We start from the raw sequence: 21,805 nt of genomic DNA, 5'->3' as shown, positions 1-21,805 counted from the left end.
GAATACAACTAGCCACAGATTGAAACCAGACACGTTTATGAATTCCAGCGAGCTAAATAATAAGTTCAGACTCACCTTAGTTCTTCTTACTGCCTGTATAGTCGTTTTTGTTCAGTACACTTGGCAGGGAAATAAGGGCTTCAATTTATGGGATGAAGGCTTTCTTTGGTACGGCATTCAGCGCGTTTTGCTGGGCGAGGTGCCGATCCGAGACTTTATGGCATACGACCCAGGACGCTACTACTGGTCTGCCGCCCTTTTAAGGGTTGCCGGTGAAAACGGCATCATGAGCGTTCGCGCCTCCGTAGCCCTCTTTCAAGCCCTAGGGCTATTTACAGGACTGCTATTGATCGCGCAGTCCGGCAAAGGCGGCATCAAAGGCAACGCCTATTTTTGGCTCTTGTCGGCCGCGATACTTGTTGCGTGGATGTTCCCTCGACACAAACTTTTCGACATCTCTTTGTCGATACTGTTGATTGGGGCTCTAACCTACCTGGTGAAGCGTCCGGTACCAAGGCGCTACTTTATCACAGGTATTTGCGTGGGATTGGTGGCGGTTTTCGGTCGAAACCATGGCGTGTATGGTGCTGTCGCCAGCCTTGGAGTCATAGCTTGGCTAAACATTAAGAGTCGCTCTGAACCAGGCTTTTTGATGCGCTTTGCCTGTTGGGCTATAGGGGTTACAGTTGGCTTTCTCCCTGTTTTTTTTATGGCGGTCCTGATTCCGGGCTTCGCAATCGCCTTTTGGGACAGCATACGATTTTTGTTTGAGCAGAAGGCTACTAATCTGCCATTACCTGTGCCTTGGCCATGGACAATCAATTCTTCTGTCGCTTCTATCGGTGAAACCTCTCGAGGCTTGCTGATCGGCCTTTTCTTCGTTGGAATTCTTCTCTTTGGTTTACTCTCCGTCATTTGGGTCGTGTATCGTAAACTTAAGGAAAAGCCGGTGCCGCCCGCGCTGGTGGCATCAGCATTTCTAGCGCTTCCTTACGCACACTTTGCTTTTTCACGCGCGGACGTTGGGCATCTCGCTCAAGGCATCTTCCCGTTGCTTGTCGGATTGTTAGTCATATTGTCGGCAGCCAAGGCTCCGATCAAGTGGCCAGTTACAATAGCTCTCTGCCTGGCTAGCTTTTGGGTGATGCACGTCTTTCACCCTGGCTGGCAGTGCCGCGCAAGCCAACAGTGTGTCACTATCGAGATATCGGGCGACGACCTCCAAATAGGTACCGGTACGGCGAACGACGTTTTGCTGCTTCGTGAGTTGGCTGAACGCTTCGCCCCAAATGGACAGAGCTTTATTGCAGCGCCCTTTTGGCCAGGAGCGTACGCATTGCTGGAGCGCAAATCACCGATGTGGGAGAGTTATGCACTTTTCCCTCGCTCTGAGACTTTCGAGTTAAAAGAAATAGCGCGCATTAGCGAGTCAAGCCCAAGCTTTGCATTTATACTTGATCTTCCGCTGGATGGACGCGAGGAATTGCGCTTCAAAAACACCCACCCCTTAATCCATCAACACATTCTCAACAATTTTGAACCGGTACCAAACCCCCACAATCCAGCGTACCAAATTTACAAAGCGAGAAACGCAGGACAATGAAAAAAGTCGCCATTCTGCAATCTAACTACATCCCCTGGAAAGGCTACTTCGACTTGATCGCCTCTGTAGACGAGTTCATTCTCTACGACGATATGCAGTACACACGCCGCGACTGGCGTAATCGGAATCAGATCAAAACTCCTCAAGGTGTTCAGTGGCTCACGGTGCCTGTGCTCGTGAAGGGAAAATACCACCAGAAAATTCGCGAAACAGAGATCGCCGGTCCCGACTGGGCAGCTGCGCATTGGAATGCGTTGCTACAGAATTATCGGCGCGCACCGCATTTCGCTGAAATTGCCGCTTGGTTAGAGCCACTGTACCTCAGCGAGGCATTCACTCATATTTCACAACTGAATCGGCGATTTATTGAAGCAATTTGCAATTATCTGGCAATCGAAACGACCATTACAAGCTCATGGGACTATAGCCTGCTGGATGGCAAGACCGAACGTCTTGTTGATCTCTGCGTGCAGGCTGGCGGAAGCGAGTACATCTCAGGACCAGCAGCCAAGGACTACGTTGAGGAAAAAATTTTAACGGATCGCGGGATTAAGCTGACATGGTTTAACTACGCAGGCTACCCGGAATACTCACAGCTTTGGGGGGAGTTCGTTCACGGAGTCACTATTCTTGACCTATTGTTCAACTGTGGCAAAGACTCCCCTCGCTATATGAGATGTGTTGAATGAAGCTTTCGATCGTTTCGACTCTCTACCAATCCGCAGCCTACGTCAGCGAGTTTTATGAACGCGCTAGCGCGAGTGCCCGGAAGGTGGTCGGAGATCACTTCGAGATTGTCCTTGTCAACGATGGTTCGCCCGACGACAGCCTTGAGCTAGCTATCAAGCTAGCGGAACAGAGTTCACACGTTGTCGTCGTCGACCTCTCACGAAACTTCGGCCATCACAAGGCCATGATGACTGGCTTGGCGCACGCTAAGGGAGAGCGAGTTTTCTTAATTGACAGCGATCTTGAAGAGGAACCTGAGTGGCTAGAAGCGTTCTCGCTGCAGATGGAACGGGAGAAATGTGATGTGGTGTACGGGAGCCAGGAACGTAGGAAAGGAAACTGGTTCGAGCGATGGAGCGGACAATGGTTCTATCGTTTTTTTAAAGCGCTTACAGGTCTTGCTCTGCCTGAGAATGTTGTTACTGCTCGCTTGATGAGCCGACGGTATGTCGAGGCCCTGTTGCGGCATGAGGAGCGAGAGGTGTTCATGGCGGGGCTGTGGCACATCACCGGATTTGACCAGCGACCACACACTGTTAAAAAACATAATGTTAGCGAGACCACCTACACACTCCGTAGGAAAATGTCCCTTTTGGTAAATTCCGTTACCTCATTCAGTAACGCGCCGTTGGTTAGTATTTTTTACATTGGGGTGTCAATTTCCTCGTTCGCGTTAGTCTATATCGCTTACCTCGTTACACACTGGCTTTTCCTTGCAACACCTATGAGTGGATGGACTTCCGTGATGGCCTCGATCTGGCTGCTGGGAGGGATGGTGATTTCTTTCATCGGGGTAGTAGGCATCTATCTATCAAAAATATTCTCAGAAACGAAACAACGGCCCTATACCATCGTGAGGCAGATTTATGCAAAACAACAAGACTAAGCTGCTCCATGATATCGCAGATTACTACTCCGAAAAGTTGGCGGAACATGGCGAGACGCCTCGAGGCGTAGACTGGAATGGTGAGGAGAGCCAGACAGTCCGGTTCGAGCAACTATGCAAGATTATTGATTCGGATGTACGTGACTTTTCGTTGAGCGATTTGGGTTGTGGCTACGGAGCTCTGCTTGAGTTTGTTTCGGTCAAATATTCCCTGGGATCGTATCTTGGGATCGACTTCTCGGCCGACATGACCCAAGCCGCTCAATCACGCAACGCTCAGTCACGCAAAGCGAGATTTATAACGGCAACGGAGCCTGACACAGTCAGTGACTATGGTGTTGCTAGTGGAATTTTCAACGTAAGGTTGAAGCGAACTGACGACGAGTGGTATGACTACCTCAAAGCCACGCTGGACGTTCTGGATCGAACCAGCAAGCTGGGCTTCTCCTTCAACTGCCTGACTTCATATTCCGATGAAGATAAAAAGCGAGATTATCTCTACTACGCTGACCCGGGTCGATTGTTTGATCTATGCAAACGTCGCTATTCTCGCCAAGTCGCCCTGCTTCATGACTATGGGCTATACGAATTCACTATTCTAGTTAGGAAGCAATGATGAAGAAAAAACTCGTAGTATTCGGCTCTGGTGAAATCGCGCAACTGGCACATTACTATTTTAGCACCGACTCGGACTATGAAGTCGCCGCCTTCACTGTCGACGCCGACTACATTCAGGAGCCCGAGTTTTGCGGATTACCTGTCGTTGCGTTTGAAGATGTCATCATCAACTACCCGCCGAACGAGTTCGTCTTTTTCGTTGCGCTGAGTTATTCCAAGCTCAATGCAGTGCGCAAGGAAAAATTCGTCGCAGCAAAAGAGAAGGGCTATAGCCTCGTAAGCTATATAAGCTCTCGTGCGACGCTGCTTAACGACGGCAGAATAGGTGAGAATTGCTTTATTTTTGAAGACAATACTATTCAGCCATTTGTAAAGATAGGCAATAATGTGACGTTGTGGAGTGGTAATCACATCGGTCATCACTCGATTATTCGTGATCACACCTTTATCTCATCACATGTTGTTGTTTCTGGGGGCGTAGAAATTGGTGAACAGTGCTTTATTGGAGTCAACGCTACGCTACGCGACCATATTAAAGTTGGAGATCGGTGTGTCGTAGGCGCTGGTGCGCTGCTGCTCGGTAATGCCGAGCCTGAGGGGCTATATATTGGAGCAGCCACCGAGCGCTCCAAGCTTCAAAGCACCAGGTTGAGGAGTATATGAGCCATCGATGGCGGAAGCTTGGCTTGATCTATAGCGCGTCCGGAGAACACGATTGGCTGCACTCATATGCAGCAGTTCCCATCGCGGAAAATGTGGGAGGAGACAACTTCAAAGTCTATTTCAGCTCCAGGAACAAGAATAACCAAAGCTTTACTGGCTATCTAATCATAGACATAACTCGGCCGAGTCAAATTCTCGAGCTATCGGCAAACCCGGTTCTATGCCCAGGGGGGGTGGGTGAGTTCGACGACAGTGGAGCTATGGCCACCTGGCTTGCCCACCATAATAACACAAGATTTCTGTACTACATTGGATGGAATCTCGGGGTAACTGTTCCCTTCAGAAACTCCCTCGGACTGGCTGTCAGCAAAGATGATCAAACATTTGAAAGATATGCGAGGGGTCCAATACTCGATCGCACAATGAAAGAGCCCCACTTTGTCGCAAGCTGTTGCGTTCTTCCGGGCGAGGATAAATGGCGCATGTGGTATTTGTCATGCACTGACTGGAGGATCCGAGATGGCAAGCCTGAGCATCGCTACCATATTAAGTATGCGGAATCGCCTGATGGCATTTCGTGGGAACGAGAGGGTATCGTCGCGATAGATTATTCGGATGAAACGGAGTATGCCATCTCCAGACCGTCGGTAATCCGCGACAAGGACTGCTGGAAAATGTGGTACTCCTTCAGGGGGCCTTCATATCGAATCGGTTATGCAGAGTCACACGATGGCCGTCAGTGGCAACGGCTTGACGCCGAATGTGATATCAATGTGTCCAAGTTTGGCTGGGACTCAGAAATGATCGAGTATCCATTCGTGTTCGATCACGCTGGCGATCGGTACATGCTTTACAACGGTAATGGATACGGGAAGACTGGATTCGGTCTAGCTGTATTGGAGCAGGGGCTATGATTCGCTATTTAGATTACTCGTATATTTTCGCTACGATAGGCCTCACGGTGTATGGGCAACTAGTTCTCAAGTGGCGCATTGGCGAGTTAGGCTCACTTCCCACCGGTCTGGCAGACAAGCTTAAGTTTCTCCTGTCGCTTCTTTTAGATCCCGCGATATTTTCAGGTTTTGCAGCCGCATTTCTTGCGTCCCTTGCCTGGATGGGAGCCATGACAAAATTCGACTTAAGCCACGCTTACCCTTTCATGAGCCTTAACTTTGTTGTGGTTTTGCTGCTGAGCGGCTGGCTGCTGAATGAGCCAATGACCGTGCAAAAAGCCTTAGGAGTCGGATTGATAGTGCTGGGCACCTTGGTGGCGGCTCGTGGTTAATTGTATTCAGCCCACCAGTTCCTTTTACCAAATTCTTAGTATTAGTAGGCACGAGGCCGTCCCTTGGCTAGTTTAAATTACCGAGGCGCTGTACTTCTCTATGCTTTAGTTTTTGCTCTACTCATTTTGCCTTTAGTGATCGGCGGAGAGGTAATTGCTCCTCATCGCCAACACTCAGAGCTAGCGGCTGCAGATCGGACTGGCGCCAATCAGCTAGAGAACCGTAAATTCAGTGATTTTACCAACGGCTATATCCCTGAAATTTCCGAGCACTTGAACGGCTCACGCTCTGGCTGGTTGACGCTGTGGATTAACCAAAATGAACTGGGGCGCCCAGCCTATCAAATATCTGGATTCAGCCCGGCCTATTTGCCTTCATGGTTAATCGCTCAGGCAACAGGTAGTCCTTGGCATTTCATCACTGTTCTCTCCTTGGGAACCTGTTTCCTCGGTGGCTTATTTATCTTATTGTTTGCCAGAGAGATCGGCTTGAGCCCCACTGCGGGCTTACTTGCAGGAACAGGTTTTGCGGCGTCTCCGCTATTCATGTACTGGCTCACCTTTCCCATGTTTCCAGCAGTATGGTGCTGGTCAGCGGGGGGCCTTTGGGCGATCACTCGTCTGGCGAAAGGTGCGGATATCATAGGCTGGAGTGTCTTGGCGTTCAGCGGCTACAGCTTGCTGATGACAGCCTACCCGCAGCCCGTCGTCTTTCATGCCTATTTGCTGGGGGGGTATAGCCTCTGGTTAGCCTACCATCAATTAAGGATCAGCCGCGTCGCACCGGTTAAGTTCCTGGCGCTTGCTGCGTCTGCCTTAGTTGTTGGAGCCGCTCTCGCATTTCCCGTTTACCGAGACCTGGCAGTTCTCTCATCCGAGTCAGCGAGAGTGTCGCCCGATCCTTCTTTCTTCACTGCCGTTTTGCCCAAGTTCGCAAACTTCGATGAGTTAATCCGCTTTTTAGTTTTGAGCACCGTTCCTGAAATTTTTGGCCACCCGATCGCCCCATCTTTCCCTTTTTCCTACGATGGTCTGAGCGTAACGCTGACCGTCGTCTTTTTTTCAGTAGTCGCACTATTTACTGTGTTCAATAAAATCTGGGGCTGGTGGCTGGCGATTGTAGTCCTGTGTCTGCTTGCATTCGTTCACCCACTGTACGTACTCGGAGTCAAATTCCTAGGTTTCAATCTTTCCAGAAGCACCCCGCTAGGCAGCATCATGTTACCGCTTACCATAATCACTGCACTTGGTATTGATGCTCTTGTAAAGCGCACGCATGACCGCAACATTGGAAGGGCAGTCTTGATCGGGGGGCTGTCCATTCTCACTCTGCTTATTGTGGGTGTTACATACGGCATTTCACAAGATGTCCCTATTTGTTGGGGACTGGTCGCGGGAATGCTCTTGGTGTCCGGTCTGCTCTTCGCCCAAAACGAGCGATCACGCCCGTTGCTTTTGATGTTGGCTCTTGGCGGAAGCTTGATCCTGACCTCGTACCCGCTGATACTTAAGCAAGACCCTACGCAGATAGCAGTGACTTCGCCGCTGGTTGAGAAGGTGAGGGCGAACCTTCCCCCGGGCAGTCGTTTCGCAGTTGCTGCGCCAGGGATCCCAGTGCTGCCACCAAACCTCAACGCCACACTCAATCTCGCCTCTGTGCATAGCTATAACAGCCTCTCGTCTACGAGATATCACACTCTGATCAACGAGCTTGGTGGCCAGATGCACACTTATGGCCGCTATAACGGGGTCATTGACCCCGACTATGCCGGATCTATGTTTTGGATGAGCAATATCAGTCTGATTCTTTCGTCGGGCAAATTGGGGAATGAAAATCTGGAGCCTCTGGGTGAGGAGTCGGGTATTTACCTTTACAAGGTTGTTTCCCGCATGGGGGAAAGTCTGCAACTGCTTCCGCCTCAGGTTGAAATGAGCCAAAAAAAATTGACTATTGGAGATGCGCGAAGTTTACCAACGCGTACGCCTATAAAAATTTTGGATGAAGGTGATATTCTCGAATTTGAGGTGGCACCAATGGCACCATCTGTTTTCTTACTGAGCCAGAAGTTTCATCGAGACTGGCAAGCCCGCGCCTACATCAATGAGGGTTGGCAGGCAGCCCAGACCGTAGAAATCGATGGAGTTTTTCAGGGGGTGATTCTGCCTCCGGAGACTAGTCGCGTGCGTCTCGACTTCAAACCTCTCGTACGCTATGCATGGCTAGGACATTTTTTCTGGTTTTTCTTACTCGTTCTGACAGGCTTCAAACTCTGGCAGAAGTCTCGATGCAGATGTTTGGAGAACGTACGACAATGACAAATGGAAACCGCATTCCCTTCAACTGGCCTCACATGACGGGAAAGGAGCTCTACTACATTGCTGAGGCGCATTTCAATGGCAGTTTGGCAGGTGATGGGCCGTTCACAAAACGCTGCCACGGCTGGCTAGAGGAACGAACCGGATGCAATATCGGGCTGCTTACGCACTCATGTACTGCTGCCCTAGAAATGGCCGCTTTGTTATTGAATATTCAGGCCGGCGACGAAATTATCATGCCGTCGTACACTTTCGTTTCTACCGCCAATGCCTTTGTGCTTCGCGGGGGTGTTCCCGTATTTATTGATATCAGAGAAGATACACTGAATATGGATGAGAGGCTGATTGAATCGGCGATTACATCGCGCACCCGAGCGATAGTGGCGGTCCATTACGCGGGTGTTGCGTGCGAGATGGATACGATCATGGCGATCGCCAAGCGGCATGGTTTAAAGGTAGTGGAGGACGCAGCGCAAGGCGTGATGGCGAGTTATAAGGGGCGGGCTCTGGGCAGCATCGGTGAGCTAGGAGCCTACAGCTTTCATGAGACAAAGAACGTAATTTCGGGAGAAGGCGGAGCATTACTTGTCAATGACCCTGACCTCGTCTCCCGTGCAGAGATTATCCGTGAGAAAGGCACCAACCGCAGCCGCTTCTTTCGAGGAGAAGTGGATAAATACACTTGGCAAGAGGTGGGGTCTTCGTTTCTTCCGGGCGAACTAATCGCTGCTTTTTTGTGGGCGCAGCTCGAAGAGGCAGATCGAATAACAACCGAGCGCTTGGCGAGGTGGCAGCGCTATCACGACACTCTCGAGCCGCTCGAGGTGAGGGGAGCACTAAGGCGACCCGTAGTGCCAGACGAATGCGGCCACAATGCCCATATGTACTATGTACTGCTGTCGCCTGAAATCGACCGGCAGAAAGTGCTTGATGCGTTCAAGCGAAACCAAATCTCGTCAGTCTTCCACTACGTGCCTCTTCATTCGTCTCCTGCCGGTGGGCGCTATGGACGTGCACATGGGAGCTTAGATATTACCGATAAGCAGGCCGAGAGATTAATACGACTACCGTTGTGGGTTGGTCTGTCGACAGAACAGCTGGATCGCGTTGTTGAGGTGTTGCGCAGCGCGCTAAGGTAGCAGCGGAGCCTGTTGTCGCGTGAAACGGTCGCAGTAGAATGGAGGTGCGGTCAATTTAAGTGGCCATTAACAGTCCCTTGCCTCTCTTTGTAGCGGGCGCGGCCTTGGCGGCTTCATCAAACATGAATATCCAGCGAAACCGGATCCACCGCATTCTCAATCGCCGTTTTCAGCAACTTAATCGCCAGCGACAACAACGGCACCAGCATCAGGATCGCCCGCTCGGCCTTCGACACATCCAGGCTCAGCGCGCTCGGCTGCAGCACCAGATTGATATACACGAGTTGCCTGAAAGCAGCCTCAGTCAAAAAGGCGGTCTTCAGCCCCATCAGCGAGTAGCGGTGGAGTTGAGGATTCGGCTGAGGCCTTTGCCGCCCTTGAGGGAGCGGGCGCTTTCGGCGTCTTTATCTTTCATTGGCGCGGGTACTGCAGCTGCGGAACAGGGCCGCTATGCTAACAGCATTGCGGGGCCGAGGCAGCTTTGATCGGAGGCAGCTGCGATCAATGACAGCCGCCAATCAAGGCCGGAAGCCCACCGCATCACGCCCGCTTCGCCGCCATCCGCTCGGCCATCGCCGAAGTCATCCCGTGCACAAATATCGACAGAATCACTGCCACGATGCAGATGCGCCAGATCGACTCGATATCATCGAAGTTGCTCTGGCTCTGCGCGTAGGCAACATAGAAGAAGGTGCCAAAGCCACGGATACCCATCATGGCGATGAGCCCACGGTCGAACCGGCTCCCTTGGGTGGGCAGCAGACAGATGTACGCGATCACCGGACGAATGACGAAGATCAGTAGCAAGGCCACGCCCAATTCGCCAAGCGACAGGCTGTTGAGCATGCCTGAGACGGCTAGAGACCCGAGCCACAACAGCAGCAGTGCCAACAGCACCTTCTCGATCTGATCGGAGAACCAGTGCGGCATGGTGGCGTAGCTTTCGTGTTCAGTGCCACGCACGAAGGCTCTCGCTGCTCGGGCTGAGACGAAGACGGCTAGAAAGCCGTAGCCGCCCACCATCTCGGTGAGGCCATAAACAAGAAAGGTCGAAGCCATCAAGACGAGGCCCTGATTCTCGCCACCAGTTGCAGCGTCCCCATAACGACTGAACACAAATCTTGCAACCAGGTGACCGATTACCCAACCGGCGGCGACTCCCATCGCCACGCGGTACAGAAGGTCAAGCCATACCCATGTCCAGAGTTTATCCACATCGATATCCGCAACGCCCGCGAGCGACATGCCGGCCAGCACCACAGCGAGGTGTACAAAGGGAAAGGCAAGGCCGTCATTCAGGCCAGCCTCTGTTGTGAGCGAAAGCCTGACATCGTCCTCCTCACCCTTGAGCGGCCCCTCGACCTGTACGGCGCGTGCAAGCACCGGATCTGTCGGCGCCAGGGCGGCAGCAAGCAGCATCGAGCACGCAATAGAAAGCCCGGCCATTGTGTAACCGAGATAGGCCACAGCCACGATGCTGAGCGGCATCACCAGAATGAGCAGGACCCAGGTGTGCTGCCACTCCCGCTTTCCTGCCTCACGATCGACCGCAAGACCGGCACCGGCCAGCGCGATAATGACGATCAGCTCTGTCAGATACTCGATGGTGTCGCGCGACAGTACCGACTCAAGCGGATCGACCAAGGGCAGGGCGAGTGGTGACAGGGCAAGTAGCGCGCCCGCGATCAGAAAAACGATCGGGGCTGTAACAAAAGGTGAACGACCGAACAGCGGGACGAAAGTGAAGCCGGCGAACACCAGACCGGTGACAATATAGAATACATCGTGAAGTTCAATCGTCATCGGTCACCACTGCAGTTGGCTATAAGTCAGGCGTTCCTCTTATACGCACGCTTGCAGTCGCGCTATCACGCGAGTACCTAAAGTACTCGCGCAAGCCCCACGTCAATTTGTGTTACCTCGATGCGCCGCAACGAAACGTGCAGCATCAAGGCTAAAGTTGCCCGAGTAACGCTCTACGACTCGAATCCGATCTTCAATACCATATAGCCGATACTGGGCCTCCATCGCCAAGCCGTAGTTAGGCAGGTGGACCACGTCGACTGTTCTACTCAGATACTCCTGTGCCGTCACTTTATGGTCGATAGCGCTGCCGGTGTAGAGCAGCTCCATCTGTGGCGAGTCAGGGTTGACGCCGGCAGGTGCGTGCCCGTAGATGAGCCGGTATTCATCATCAAGCAGATCCCGCTGGTAACGCGCTGCCACAGGCGCCTCCAGAAAGTGGCTGCGGAACCAGTGTGGTGAGAACGATGTTTGTGCGTCGCGGGCGATCACACCGCGAACTGCCGATGAGACTCGCCTCACTGGTGACGGATCAGACGGACTGGCGATTTCGCGGGCACCGGCATGAACCGCCACGCCGGCGCCAAGTGACGTCGCTACGAGGAAAATGTTCTCAGGGTCGATATTGAGCTCAGCGGCATGATAACGGGCGAACTGCACGGCATAACTAAGGTCGGCAACCGACACCGGGGTGAGGTCGTTTGCGAGCTGCTTCAATGGATGCCTGAAATCCACCGAGGCCACCACCACACCCGAGCCAGATCTGGCAACATGTAACAGATATCTGAGTAGGGATTGACCCCGCGTCAGTAGTGATTCCTTGTTTGACCCAGCCGAATGGGCATAAATCACCAGGGTGCTTGGCGCTGCGGCTGCGTCGAGATGTCCCCCGGCGCTGGAATAGTAGAGATCCATTCTAAGTCCATCTGCCAAGCCGTCACCGCGCTCCGGCACCCAGCTCACCTCGGGGTCACCGTAATACACATTCGAGTAATAGCCGCAGACGGGTTTGCAATCGGCTAGAACTTGAAAGTGATCCGACAGATCCGCTGCCGAAAACAATTCAGGCACATCGACACCCGCTGGCGGCGGCCCCCCCCTCATCTCGGCATAGCCACAGGCTTCATCCGCGGCGTCCTCGTCGATACAAATTCTTAGCAGACGCTTGTCACCATTGGGAATTCCTTCTGAATATTGGAAGATCTGTGGACCGAACTGCGAACCTGCTGGCGGACGTCGCTCGTGAAGCTGCCCGTCGATGTGAAAGACCTGATCGGCGAGCGTGGGCTTGAGTGTGGTGTATCGAATATTGACAGGCACCGCGGCCGGCACGTGACCATTCGTACCAACGGGGCTGATTTCCACCGCCTGAGCTGGCGTTAGAGCCTGCAAGGCAAGGTGAATTAGGTATGGGGCGAGCATAGATAACTCCCTTGAAGGTTGAAGGGACTACCATACAGCTCAATTCAGTTTAAGTGATCGAAGGGCAGTGGGCTAGCGGATTCGGCTGAAGCGTTGCCGCTGCGACTGGCCGGTGGAGAAGGGCTCTCCAGGCGTCGCAACGGCACAGCCACACTGGACGGGCAGCCTTATTTCAAGTTCGCGCAGTTGGCGTAGTAAGTCACGGTCGCTGGCCAATCGCTGAAGATGCCGATGACTTTGACGTCCTGTGCCAGCACATGAATAAGGTTCATCACATCGCCGTCGTTATTGATGGCGTCAGCGATACTGGCAAAATAGAAACCGCCGCCATTGGCCAGTGGACCAGATCGCTCGAGCGACCAGGTGATGATATCCAGGCCTGCCGCGCGCGCTCTGCGGGCGTACTCGGACGGTACGATATTGCCTTCAGCATCCAGCGTCACCAGAACCGGCGTTGGTGGGGCAATAATCTTTACGCCATCAGCTCTGAGCTCAGTCATGCTGGGCGACCAGGTGCTGGCGTCCATGGGATTGAAGGCAGGATCTGAATAGCGGCCGTCGAGATAAACGGCCTGCTGACCGAAGGCTGGATAGTTATCAACCCAGAACAGCACATCCTCCAGATTGAAGGACTGCGGCCAGACCTTGCGCGGATCGATACCGGCGGCCTTGTACTCTTCAATCATCTGACTGGCATAATCAGCCTGCGTGTAGTCACCCTCATATGGCATGTCGACTTCCGGCGCCTTGAGCTCGGGCGTGAACTTCACCTTGAGCGACTTCAGCAGCTCGATGCTCTCGCGGTGCGTCATCAGCGTGCCGTTCTGCGAATACAAATCGGTGCGATAGTCCGCGGTGCCAGCCATATAGCCTTCGACGGTCGTGGCCTTGGAATTGGCACCGTCCATCTTGCCTTTGAGCGTTCTGAACTCTTCAAGCGTGATGTCACTGGTGCAGCACTTCGCGCTAGCCGGTGTGCCTGCGACTGGGTCAGCTGGCGTAAACGGCACGCTGCATTTCGCAGCCAGTTCAGGCTTGGCGAGAATATCCGTCGTGGTGTGAAGGTCACACTGTGAATGGCGGCAGACCAGCTCACGATCCTTGGTGAAGGTGACATCGCATTCGACGATGCCCGCACCCATGACGACAGCGGCTTCGTACGATTCCTTGGTGTGCTCGGGAAACTGCAATGGGGCTCCGCGGTGGCCTATGGAGAAATCAGTACGGTAAAACGGGCCATCGGCACACTGCTGCAGTCGCTGCTTCAGTCTGCCTTCATCCATGTCTTCGACAAGGTAGAAAGGACGCGGACCAAGCTGCGCTTCTGCTCGCCCTTTGCGTCTGTTGTCGCGATATTTCTCTAGCAGTGAACCCAGCTTTTCCTTGAGGTCGGCGTAGCGATGGTCGGCTGCTGCTGTGTCAGCAGCCTCGGGGGCGGCAGAATGAGCGTAATTCCCAGCGAGAAGGCCTACGGCGACGATTCCACCAATTGCGAAGTGTTGTCGGGTAATCATGATTAAGAGTCCTGCAGTTTCTGATTATTGGAGCGGCGACTACTCATACGCTGCCACAGCAAGTCCACGCTACCTGAGTCATGTTGCAGTTTCGCTTCAAAAAAACAATAAACATTGCCGGCCCTGGCTCGAGTAGAAATAGCTATGGTCGGTTCAGGCTGCGTTGCAAATCGAGCAGACTTTTCTGATCGACTTCGATAAGACCCCGACGCGGCCGGTCGAGATCAATGATAATGAACACGAGTAACACGATCAGGCCGATCAATATGTAAGACACGAAAGAGGCCCGGTGGCCAGATACACCGGACGCGTAACCGACAAGGAGGCCTGTCATCAGGAAGGTGCCGTGCAGTAGCATGAGCACCAGCTCCGGAACATGACGACTCAGCACGGCATCACGATTGGTATATTCGTCAATCATGTCATTGAGCGCCTGTATGAAGAGGCCACTCCTGACAGGTCCCCCGTCCATCTCGGCCGACTCGATTGCTTTTATCCAAAGTTTATCCAGCAATTGGCTGCCTTCGGTCAGCAAGACGGCCCGTTGCTCTTCATGATCGAGTGCCACTGTCGCTGCGCCCACACGGTTGTCAGTGTATTGCTTAAGCAGGTCGGTCACCTCGGCCTTCAGGGGATCTGGCAGCAACTGGGCACGCAATGCGGTGGTGCCGATGGCGTTTGCCTCATCCACCACGGCGACGCTACGTGCGTCGAAACGCTGCAGCGCCAGTGAGAATGTGAAACCGAGGAGCAAAGCCAGAATACCGAGTAGCGAGCCCTGGATAGTGTTGATCTGAGCCTTTGTCGGCTCGCTCGCCTTGCCGGAGGTCCGGGTGCCGAGCCGATAGCCGATTTCAACGACGATCATCATCGATACGAACAATGCCACTGCAATGGCTACGCTACTCTGGTCGTACATTATTTCTCTCATTCGGGTTCCTGAGCGTTGCAGTAATCCACAGCCAGCAGCAGAAAGCTATCGCTCATCGCTATGCTGCTGGCGGGCCGCTATGGCATTCCCAGATAGTTCGGCAGCCATAGCGAGACGGCAGGCACGTAGGTGATGACCATCAGAAAGCCCAGCAGGAGCATCAGCCAAGGGGCCGCCGCCTTGATCACAGCACTCAGCGGCATACCAGTCACGGCTGACGTCACAAACAGGTTCAGCCCCACCGGCGGGGTGATCAGTCCTATTTCCATATTGACCACCATAATGATACCGAGATGTATCGGATCGATACCGAGCTGAGTGGCAATTGGAAACAGAATGGGGGCAAGAATCAGAATAATTGCCGATGGTTCCATGAAGTTGCCGGCAATCAGCAGCACCACGTTCATGATCAGCAGGAACATCCAGGGTGAGAGACCGAGGCTGGTGACCCAGGCAGCAATTTCCTGCGGTATCTGCTCTGTTGTCAGCACGTGCGCAAACAGCATGGCATTGGCGATGATGAACATCAGCATGATGGTGAGTTTGCCGGCGTCCAGCAGCACGCCAGGGCACTGTCGGATGGTCATGTCCTTGTACACGAAGATAGCGATGAAACCGGCGTAAACGGCAGAAACAGCAGCCGCTTCAGTAGGTGTAAACATGCCTGAATAAATACCGCCCAGAATGATTACCATCAACAGAAGGCCCCAGAGTGCCTTGCGACCTGATGAGAGCCACTGCCTGAACGTTGCTTGAGGCAGGGCAGGGAGATTCTTTTTTACTGCAACGATATAGATCGCCACCATGAGAATCAGGCCCAACAACAGGCCGGGCACTACGCCGGCCATAAATAGCTTGCCCACTGAAGTTTCGGTTGCCGCGGCAAACACAACCATGACGATCGACGGCGGAATGAGAATGCCCAGCGTACCGGCATTACAGATAATGCCCGCGCCAAAGGCCTGGGGATAGCCGGAGCGCACCATGCCGGCGATGGCGATGGAACCAACGGCTGCAACGGTGGCTGGAGAGGATCCCGACAAGGCCGCAAAGAGCATGCAGGCCATGACCGAACCGATGGCGAGACCTCCGCGGATGTGACCGACGCTTGTGTTGGCGAAATCGATCAGCCGGCGCGCCACTCCGCCAGTCGTCATGAAGGCGCCCGCCAGCAGAAAGAAAGGGATAGCGAGCAGGGTGTAGTGCTCTGAGGTCTCGAAAAGCTTGATCGCCAGGCCGCTCACGGAATCCTGACTGAAAAGCAGTATGGTCAGCGAGCCTGCAAGCCCCAGTGAGATCGCAATCGGCACCCCTATGAGCATCAGCGCAAACAGCGCTACGAACAGAAAAAGTATGGTCATGATCGCGGCGCCCTTTTCACGACTTCGGCATCCGCCTGTTGCGTCTCCGTCAGCCCTTCCTCTGCCAGCTTCATCGCTGTTCGGGCTTCGTCAGCCAGTCCCAGGCCTGTCTGCTGATGAGTCCAGATGCGATAAAACACTTCGAGCAGGCGGACCAGCACCAGCGCAAAGCCGATCGGTACGACCAGGGCGATATGCCACTGCTTGATCCCGAAACGCCCGAGGTCTTCAGCCATCACTGGGTAGGTGTACATCGCATGCATCCACTGGAAGCTCGAGACCATCATCAGCCCGGCGTAGCCAAGACAGGCGAGACAGGCGATCAGACCAATGCGACGCTGAACAGGGGTGCTGGCGAGCTTTACCAGCGCATCGATTCCGATATGACCAGCGGTACGTACGCCATAGGCGATGCCGATAAAGATCAGCCAACCGAACATCACTTTCACCAGGGCGTTGCTCCAGGTCATTTCCTGTGCGGGTATGATGAGCAGGTCACCAGCATTGAAGAACCACTCCGAAACCGCGGGCGCACTCGCTTCGAAGCGGTCGCCGAAGTGATAGAACACTGGGTAGAGATTGTTGAGAATAACGTAGACGCAAGTGACGATAGTCATCGCGCCGAGCAGGAAGGCCACGATGGCTTCCTCAAGGCGAGACCAGAGTGTGTACAGCCAGGTCATGATCTCGGCCCTCCAGGTTACTAAACAAATCAGCCTTTGTTGGCTTGTTGCGCAGCGTCGATGAGATCCTTGCCAATCTCATCTTCAAACTTCTCCCACACAGGCTTCATCTGCTCGACCCAGAGTTTGCGCTGTTCCGGTGTAAGCTGGATGACTTCGGTCTTGCCGGAATCGATGACAGTCTGTTTCGCCTTTGCGTTCAACTCAGCCGCATTGTTGTTCACGTACTTGGTGACTTCGGCAATGATGCTCTCGAGTTCGCTACGAACCTCGGGGTCGAGGCCGTTCCAGAAATCGGTGTTGGTGATGAGCATATAGTCCAGCACCCCGTGATCGCTCTCGGTGATATGGCTCTGCACTTCGTAAAACTTCTGTGACTCGATGTTCGACCAGGGGTTTTCAGCACCATTCACGACGCCAGTCTGGAGGCCCTGATACACCTCACCGAATGCCATCTTTCGAGCATTGGCTCGCAGTGCCTTGAACTGCTCTTCGAGCACTTCCGAGGCCTGAACCCGGAACTTCAGACCACGGGCATCCTTCGGCTTTTCCAGTTTCTTGTTGGCGGAAAGTTGCTTCATGCCATTATGCCAATAGCCGAGACCGGTGATCTTGGAATCTTCCATGCTCTTGAGCAGTTTCTGTCCAGCCGGACCGCTCTGAAAGCGATCGACGGCTTCGATATTGTCGAACAGAAAGGGGAGATCGAAAATCTGTACCTTGGGCGTGTATTGCCCGAACTTTGCCAGGGAGGGCGCGATGATCTGCACGTCACCCAGCAACAAGGCTTCCATCTCCTTACCGTCGCCAAAGAGCGAGGAGTTTGGATAGACCTGTACCGCCACCTTGCCTGGCAGACGCTCTTCGACGAGCTCTTTGAATCGCAAGGCGCCTTGACCTTTGGGTGTATTGTCAGCGACGACATGTGAGAATTTGATCAGTATGGGATCAGCCGCAGAAAGGCTGGTAGAGAGACCGAAAGTGGTCGCCGTCAGGAAGGCAGCAGATAGCACTGAAATCGTCGTTTTGAACATAGCTGGGCACCATTATTGTCGTTATAGGCTCTGTAGCCGAAAGCACCTGATCCCTGGCAGACTCTACTGTACGGCCTTGAGTGCGGCTTGTCGCTGGGGATGGCCAGCAATGTCACTAGACTTTAGTCGAAGCACATATGTTCTGGCCGACTGATTGCCATCAGGCGTACCATGACCGATAAGCACCTGAACGAGGTATGGCGCGGGTGTTCACGACTCATCAGGGGAGATCAGGGATGTTCGAGCAGAAAAAAATCGTGGCCTGTATCGACGGCGCCACCTTGAGTGAAGCAGTCTGTGATTACGCGGTGTGGATCGCACAGACTGTTGGCGCTCCGCTCAAGCTTTTGCACAGCGTGGAATACCGTGCTATTCCCGCCGTCGCTGATATTACTGGCGCCCTCGGCCTCGGCGCCTCCGAGGATCTGCTGGCGGAACTGACCGAAGTCGAGGAAAACCGCAGCCGCCTGCTGGTGCAGAAAGGACAGCTCATGCTGAATGCGGCCAGGCAGCACACGACTGCCGCTGGTGTGAAGGATGTGGAAGTGCTGCAACGGCACGGTAGCCTCGCTGAATCACTCGTGGACCTCGAGGAAGAGATTCGTGTACTGGTGATCGGTATTCGGGGTGAGGATCATGAGTCGCCACCCTTGAATGACAGCGCAGGCGCAAGCCAACGAAGGGGGTCGGGCACCGGCACTCAGCTCGAGTCCCTCATCCGGGCCTTGCACAGACCAATTCTGGTGGTGAATGGCGGCTTCCGTCAGCCGCAAAAAATCATGCTGGCTTACGATGGTAGCGAGTCGGCCATGAAGGGACTACACATGGTCGCAGCGAGTCCATTGTTCAAGAATGTGGCCTGCCACCTCGTACATGTTGTCGAAAGCAGCTCAGTCACCGATGATTTGCTCGAGGCCGCTGCTCATGAGCTTTCAGCTGCGGGCATAGATGTGACGCGCGTGCAGCTGACTGGCCCCATAGAAGAGGCACTCTCGACCTACCAGGCCAGGGAGAACATCGATCTGACCGTCATGGGGGCCTTCAGCCATGGCCGCCTGCGCAAGTTCCTGCTGGGCAGCTTCACCGCCAATATGCTCGAGCGTACGCAGCGTCCGCTGCTGCTCTTGCGTTAGCCTCGCTAGTGGACGAGCGCGACCGACTTGATCTGCGCCCATACCATCTGACCCTGTGTCAGGCCTAGCTGCTGGGCGGAGCGCCGTGTGATCCGGGCAAGTAGATAGTTTTCGCCCAGAGCCAGTTGTACCAGGCAAAGGGCCATCTGACCCGGATCCGGGGTAATGGTGGAGACGCGGACCTGCAGACTGTTGAGTATGCTGCTGTCGCGCTGCGGTGTGAGGGCAATACTGACATCGCTGGCATGCACATGCAGACGCACGGCAGCCCCACACTCATCACCATTGTCCCTGATCCACAGATCACCGCCATCGACAACCACACGGCTCAGCTGCCACGCCTGATCCCGCTCCGCGACCTTACCCTCAAGCACGACGCCGCGCGGCTCCCCAGGGGTGAGCGGCAGGTCGACTCGACCGAGCAATTCGACCAGCGGCCCATTGGCTACAACACGGCCCGCCTCGATCATCAAGAGGTGATCGGCAAGCCTCGCAACTTCATCCCGCGAGTGACTGACATAGAGTACCGGCATGGCCAGTTCGTGTCGCAGGCGCTCCAGGTAGGGCAGAATCTCCTGCTTTCTCGCCTGATCCAGCGATGCCAGAGGCTCATCCATCAATAGCAGCTTCGGCCTGATCAGCAGCGCACGCGCGATCGCCACCCGCTGACGTTCGCCGCCGGACAATTCATCTGGACGCCGCTTCATCAACGGGGCAAGGCCAAGCAGATCGACAGCCTCTGCCAGATCGGTGCCCATACAGGCTTGATCGGCCCGTCGGATAGCATAATCGAGATTACCCGCCACGCTGAGATGTGAAAACAGGCTTGCTTCCTGAAACACGTATCCCAAGGGACGGCGATGGGTGGGCAGGTAAAACCTGTCATCCTGCCAGACCTCGCCATTGACACACACGCGGCCAGCATCGACCGGTTGCAGCCCGGCGATGCAGCGAAGCAGTGTGGTCTTGCCGGAGCCAGAGGCGCCGAAAATGGCACTAATGCCACGGCCAGGCAGGCAGGCGCTGACATCGAGCCGAAAATCCGAACCCTTGTCAGACATAGTGAGCTGCAAGCTGAAGTCGATACTGTTTTCAGCCATGGCTAAGACCCATAACGCATGGCGCCGTAACGTCGCCCTGTGCGCGTGCTGTATACCAGCATCAGCACGAGAAATGAAAACAGCATCATGCCGCCTGCCAACCAATGCGCTCGCGCATAATCCATAGCTTCGACATGATCATAGATCTGCACGGACATGACACGGGTCTCGCCAGGTATGTTGCCGCCGATCATCAGGACGACGCCAAACTCGCCGATCGTATGGGCAAATCCGAGTATCGCGGCTGTCACGAAACCGGGCCGCGCCAGCGGCAGCACAATGCTGACAAAACGATCGAAGGGGCCGGCCCTGAGGGTGGCGGCGGCCTCCAGCGGCCGGTTACCTATGGCTTCGATTGCGTTTTGTATCGGCTGTACCACGAAGGGCATCGAGTAGAGCAGGGAGGCCAGTACCAGCCCTTCGAAAGTGAAGGCCAGCGTGCCGAGCCCGAGTGAAGCTGTCACCAGCCCAAGCGGCCCGCCTGGCGCCATCGCCAGAAGCAGATAGAAACCTAGTACAGTTGGCGGCAACACCAGCGGCAGCGCAACAACAGCAGCCACGGGTCCACGCAGCCAGGACCGTGTTCTGGCCAGCCACCAGGCAAGGGGCGTGCCGAGCACCAGCAACAGGCAGGTCACCACCGTTGCCAGCTTGAGCGTAAGCCAGAGCGTCTGCAGATCATCGCCGCTGAGTGGCATCGTTAGTCAACGCTCCTGGTGAGATCAACCTGCTGAACATAAGCGTAAGCCGCCATGATGCGGCGCGCCTCGGGTGTCTTCACGAAATCGATAAGCGCCCGCGCCGCCGGATTGTCAGCACCTGTCTTCAGCAAGATGGCATCCTGATAGATCGGGGTATACAGCGACTGCGGTACCAGCCAGCCGGAACCGGCAGTAAGCTTACCGTCCCGCATCACCTGGGACGCGGCAACGAAGCCCAGATCAGCGTTGCCGGTACTCACGAAATGGTAAGTCTGGGCTACGTTTTCACCCATGATCAAGCGGGCTTTGACTTCCTCGAACCGGTCCAGCGCCTCGAGCACTTCTACCGCCGCCGCACCGTAGGGTGCGAGACGAGGATTGGCGATGGCGAGCTTGTCGAAGCTGGCGAGTCTGAGGACTTGCCCCTTGTCATCGACAAAATCTTCCGCTGCTGACCATAGCACCAGTTGACCAACCGCATAGGTAAATTGTGTTGCAGTTACCGCGAGTCCAGCCTGCGCAAGTTTCGATGGAACAAGCTGGTCTGCAGAGAAAAACACCTCGAATGGTGCCCCATGACTGATTTGCGCGTATAGCTTTCCCGACGAGCCCAGCGACAGTTGAACCTGGTGTTCGCTGCCTGCTTCGAAAGCCTCGATGATACGCGCCATCGGCGCTGCGAAATTGGCCGCCACGGCGATGGAGACAGTTTCCGCTGGTATAGTCGTGGAAAGCGTGAGAAGCACCGCAAAAGCAGCGCTTGCGCGAAGATATTTCAACGGTTTCAATACATGTACCTGGGCCATGGGAAACTCGCCATACTCCGACATAACGCAGGAGCTTGGCAAGCTCGCAGGTGGCACCGATGCTCGACGTATAAGCTA

The 21,805-nt window shown here is 54.4% G+C and carries 21 protein-coding genes; 10 read left to right on the top strand and 11 right to left on the bottom strand.

The window, feature by feature from the left end; all coding sequences use genetic code 11:
• Positions 1 to 37 precede the first annotated feature (37 nt).
• From ACH3PB_RS06525 to rffA, 9 genes are all read left to right on the top strand, one after another.
• Positions 38 to 1,603, top strand: a complete 1,566-nt coding sequence (locus ACH3PB_RS06525; protein ID WP_416398653.1) for a hypothetical protein — start codon at positions 38 to 40, stop codon at positions 1,601 to 1,603.
• On the top strand, positions 1,600 to 2,292 hold the full coding sequence (locus ACH3PB_RS06520; RefSeq protein WP_416398652.1) for a WbqC family protein: 693 nt from the start codon (positions 1,600 to 1,602) through the stop codon (positions 2,290 to 2,292). The genes ACH3PB_RS06525 and ACH3PB_RS06520 overlap by 4 nt, the downstream gene beginning before the upstream one ends.
• Positions 2,289 to 3,218 carry a glycosyltransferase family 2 protein gene (locus ACH3PB_RS06515; protein WP_416398651.1) on the top strand — a complete coding sequence of 310 codons (930 nt, stop codon included), beginning with the start codon at positions 2,289 to 2,291 and terminating at the stop codon, positions 3,216 to 3,218. Before ACH3PB_RS06520 ends, ACH3PB_RS06515 begins: the two co-directional genes overlap by 4 nt.
• On the top strand, positions 3,199 to 3,834 hold the full coding sequence (locus tag ACH3PB_RS06510; RefSeq protein ID WP_416398650.1) for a class I SAM-dependent methyltransferase: 636 nt from the start codon (positions 3,199 to 3,201) through the stop codon (positions 3,832 to 3,834). The genes ACH3PB_RS06515 and ACH3PB_RS06510 overlap by 20 nt, the downstream gene beginning before the upstream one ends.
• On the top strand, positions 3,831 to 4,499 hold the full coding sequence (locus ACH3PB_RS06505) for an acetyltransferase (protein ID WP_416398649.1): 669 nt from the start codon (positions 3,831 to 3,833) through the stop codon (positions 4,497 to 4,499). Before ACH3PB_RS06510 ends, ACH3PB_RS06505 begins: the two co-directional genes overlap by 4 nt.
• A gap of 482 nt (positions 4,500 to 4,981) precedes the next feature.
• The gene (locus ACH3PB_RS06500; RefSeq protein WP_416398648.1) at positions 4,982 to 5,413 is read left to right on the top strand and encodes a hypothetical protein; all 432 of its coding nucleotides are present in this window, start codon (positions 4,982 to 4,984) and stop codon (positions 5,411 to 5,413) included.
• Entirely contained in the window at positions 5,410 to 5,784 is a 375-nt protein-coding gene (locus ACH3PB_RS06495; RefSeq protein ID WP_416398647.1) for an EamA family transporter, read from the top strand. The genes ACH3PB_RS06500 and ACH3PB_RS06495 overlap by 4 nt, the downstream gene beginning before the upstream one ends.
• Positions 5,785 to 5,847: 63 nt before the next feature.
• Positions 5,848 to 8,100, top strand: a complete 2,253-nt coding sequence (locus tag ACH3PB_RS06490; RefSeq protein WP_416398646.1) for a hypothetical protein — start codon at positions 5,848 to 5,850, stop codon at positions 8,098 to 8,100.
• Entirely contained in the window at positions 8,097 to 9,239 is a 1,143-nt protein-coding gene (gene rffA, locus ACH3PB_RS06485) for a dTDP-4-amino-4,6-dideoxygalactose transaminase (RefSeq protein WP_416398645.1), read from the top strand. The genes ACH3PB_RS06490 and rffA overlap by 4 nt, the downstream gene beginning before the upstream one ends.
• A 116-nt stretch (positions 9,240 to 9,355) precedes the next feature.
• On the opposite strand, the gene ACH3PB_RS06480 is transcribed toward rffA, so the two are convergent.
• The 8 genes from ACH3PB_RS06480 to ACH3PB_RS06445 form a co-directional block, all read right to left on the bottom strand.
• A complete protein-coding gene (locus ACH3PB_RS06480; RefSeq protein WP_416398644.1) occupies positions 9,356 to 9,568 on the bottom strand; it encodes a diacylglycerol kinase in 213 nt (70 codons plus the stop codon).
• Positions 9,569 to 9,779: 211 nt separating this feature from the next.
• Positions 9,780 to 11,042: a cation:proton antiporter gene (locus tag ACH3PB_RS06475; RefSeq protein WP_416398643.1), complete on the bottom strand. Its 1,263-nt coding sequence runs from the start codon at positions 11,040 to 11,042 to the stop codon at positions 9,780 to 9,782.
• A 102-nt stretch (positions 11,043 to 11,144) separates the two neighbouring features.
• Positions 11,145 to 12,464 (bottom strand): alpha/beta hydrolase, encoded by a 1,320-nt coding sequence (locus ACH3PB_RS06470; RefSeq protein WP_416398642.1) that lies wholly within the window; start codon positions 12,462 to 12,464, stop codon positions 11,145 to 11,147.
• Between the two features lie 167 nt (positions 12,465 to 12,631).
• Positions 12,632 to 13,978 (bottom strand): glycerophosphodiester phosphodiesterase family protein, encoded by a 1,347-nt coding sequence (locus ACH3PB_RS06465; RefSeq protein ID WP_416398641.1) that lies wholly within the window; start codon positions 13,976 to 13,978, stop codon positions 12,632 to 12,634.
• 142 nt (positions 13,979 to 14,120) lie between these two features.
• Positions 14,121 to 14,909, bottom strand: coding sequence for a hypothetical protein (locus ACH3PB_RS06460; RefSeq protein ID WP_416398640.1), 789 nt, complete (start codon positions 14,907 to 14,909; stop codon positions 14,121 to 14,123).
• Between the two features lie 77 nt (positions 14,910 to 14,986).
• Entirely contained in the window at positions 14,987 to 16,270 is a 1,284-nt protein-coding gene (dctM, locus tag ACH3PB_RS06455) for a C4-dicarboxylate TRAP transporter large permease protein DctM (RefSeq protein ID WP_416398639.1), read from the bottom strand.
• Complete coding sequence (locus ACH3PB_RS06450; protein ID WP_416398638.1) at positions 16,267 to 16,953, bottom strand: TRAP transporter small permease; 687 nt, start codon at positions 16,951 to 16,953, stop codon at positions 16,267 to 16,269. Before ACH3PB_RS06450 ends, dctM begins: the two co-directional genes overlap by 4 nt.
• Positions 16,954 to 16,982: 29 nt before the next feature.
• On the bottom strand, positions 16,983 to 17,987 hold the full coding sequence (locus tag ACH3PB_RS06445) for a TRAP transporter substrate-binding protein (RefSeq protein ID WP_416398637.1): 1,005 nt from the start codon (positions 17,985 to 17,987) through the stop codon (positions 16,983 to 16,985).
• A gap of 236 nt (positions 17,988 to 18,223) precedes the next feature.
• Between ACH3PB_RS06445 and ACH3PB_RS06440 the strand changes: the two genes are divergently transcribed.
• Positions 18,224 to 19,120 carry a universal stress protein gene (locus tag ACH3PB_RS06440; RefSeq protein WP_416398636.1) on the top strand — a complete coding sequence of 299 codons (897 nt, stop codon included), beginning with the start codon at positions 18,224 to 18,226 and terminating at the stop codon, positions 19,118 to 19,120.
• Positions 19,121 to 19,125: 5 nt separating this feature from the next.
• On the opposite strand, the gene modC is transcribed toward ACH3PB_RS06440, so the two are convergent.
• From modC to modA, 3 genes are read right to left on the bottom strand one after another with little or no spacing between them, the layout of a single operon-like run.
• A complete protein-coding gene (gene modC, locus ACH3PB_RS06435) occupies positions 19,126 to 20,220 on the bottom strand; it encodes a molybdenum ABC transporter ATP-binding protein (protein ID WP_416398635.1) in 1,095 nt (364 codons plus the stop codon).
• 2 nt (positions 20,221 to 20,222) lie between these two features.
• Entirely contained in the window at positions 20,223 to 20,918 is a 696-nt protein-coding gene (modB, locus tag ACH3PB_RS06430) for a molybdate ABC transporter permease subunit (RefSeq protein WP_416398634.1), read from the bottom strand.
• 2 nt (positions 20,919 to 20,920) lie between these two features.
• Positions 20,921 to 21,727, bottom strand: coding sequence for a molybdate ABC transporter substrate-binding protein (gene modA / locus ACH3PB_RS06425; RefSeq protein ID WP_416398633.1), 807 nt, complete (start codon positions 21,725 to 21,727; stop codon positions 20,921 to 20,923).
• Positions 21,728 to 21,805: the final 78 nt, after the last annotated feature.

It is taken from the genome of Allohahella sp. A8, assembly GCF_047946665.1.
In the GTDB taxonomy this organism is placed as follows: domain Bacteria; phylum Pseudomonadota; class Gammaproteobacteria; order Pseudomonadales; family Oleiphilaceae; genus Allohahella.
Note: the sequence above shows the minus strand (reverse complement) of the source record. Positions and strands in the feature narration are given on the sequence as shown.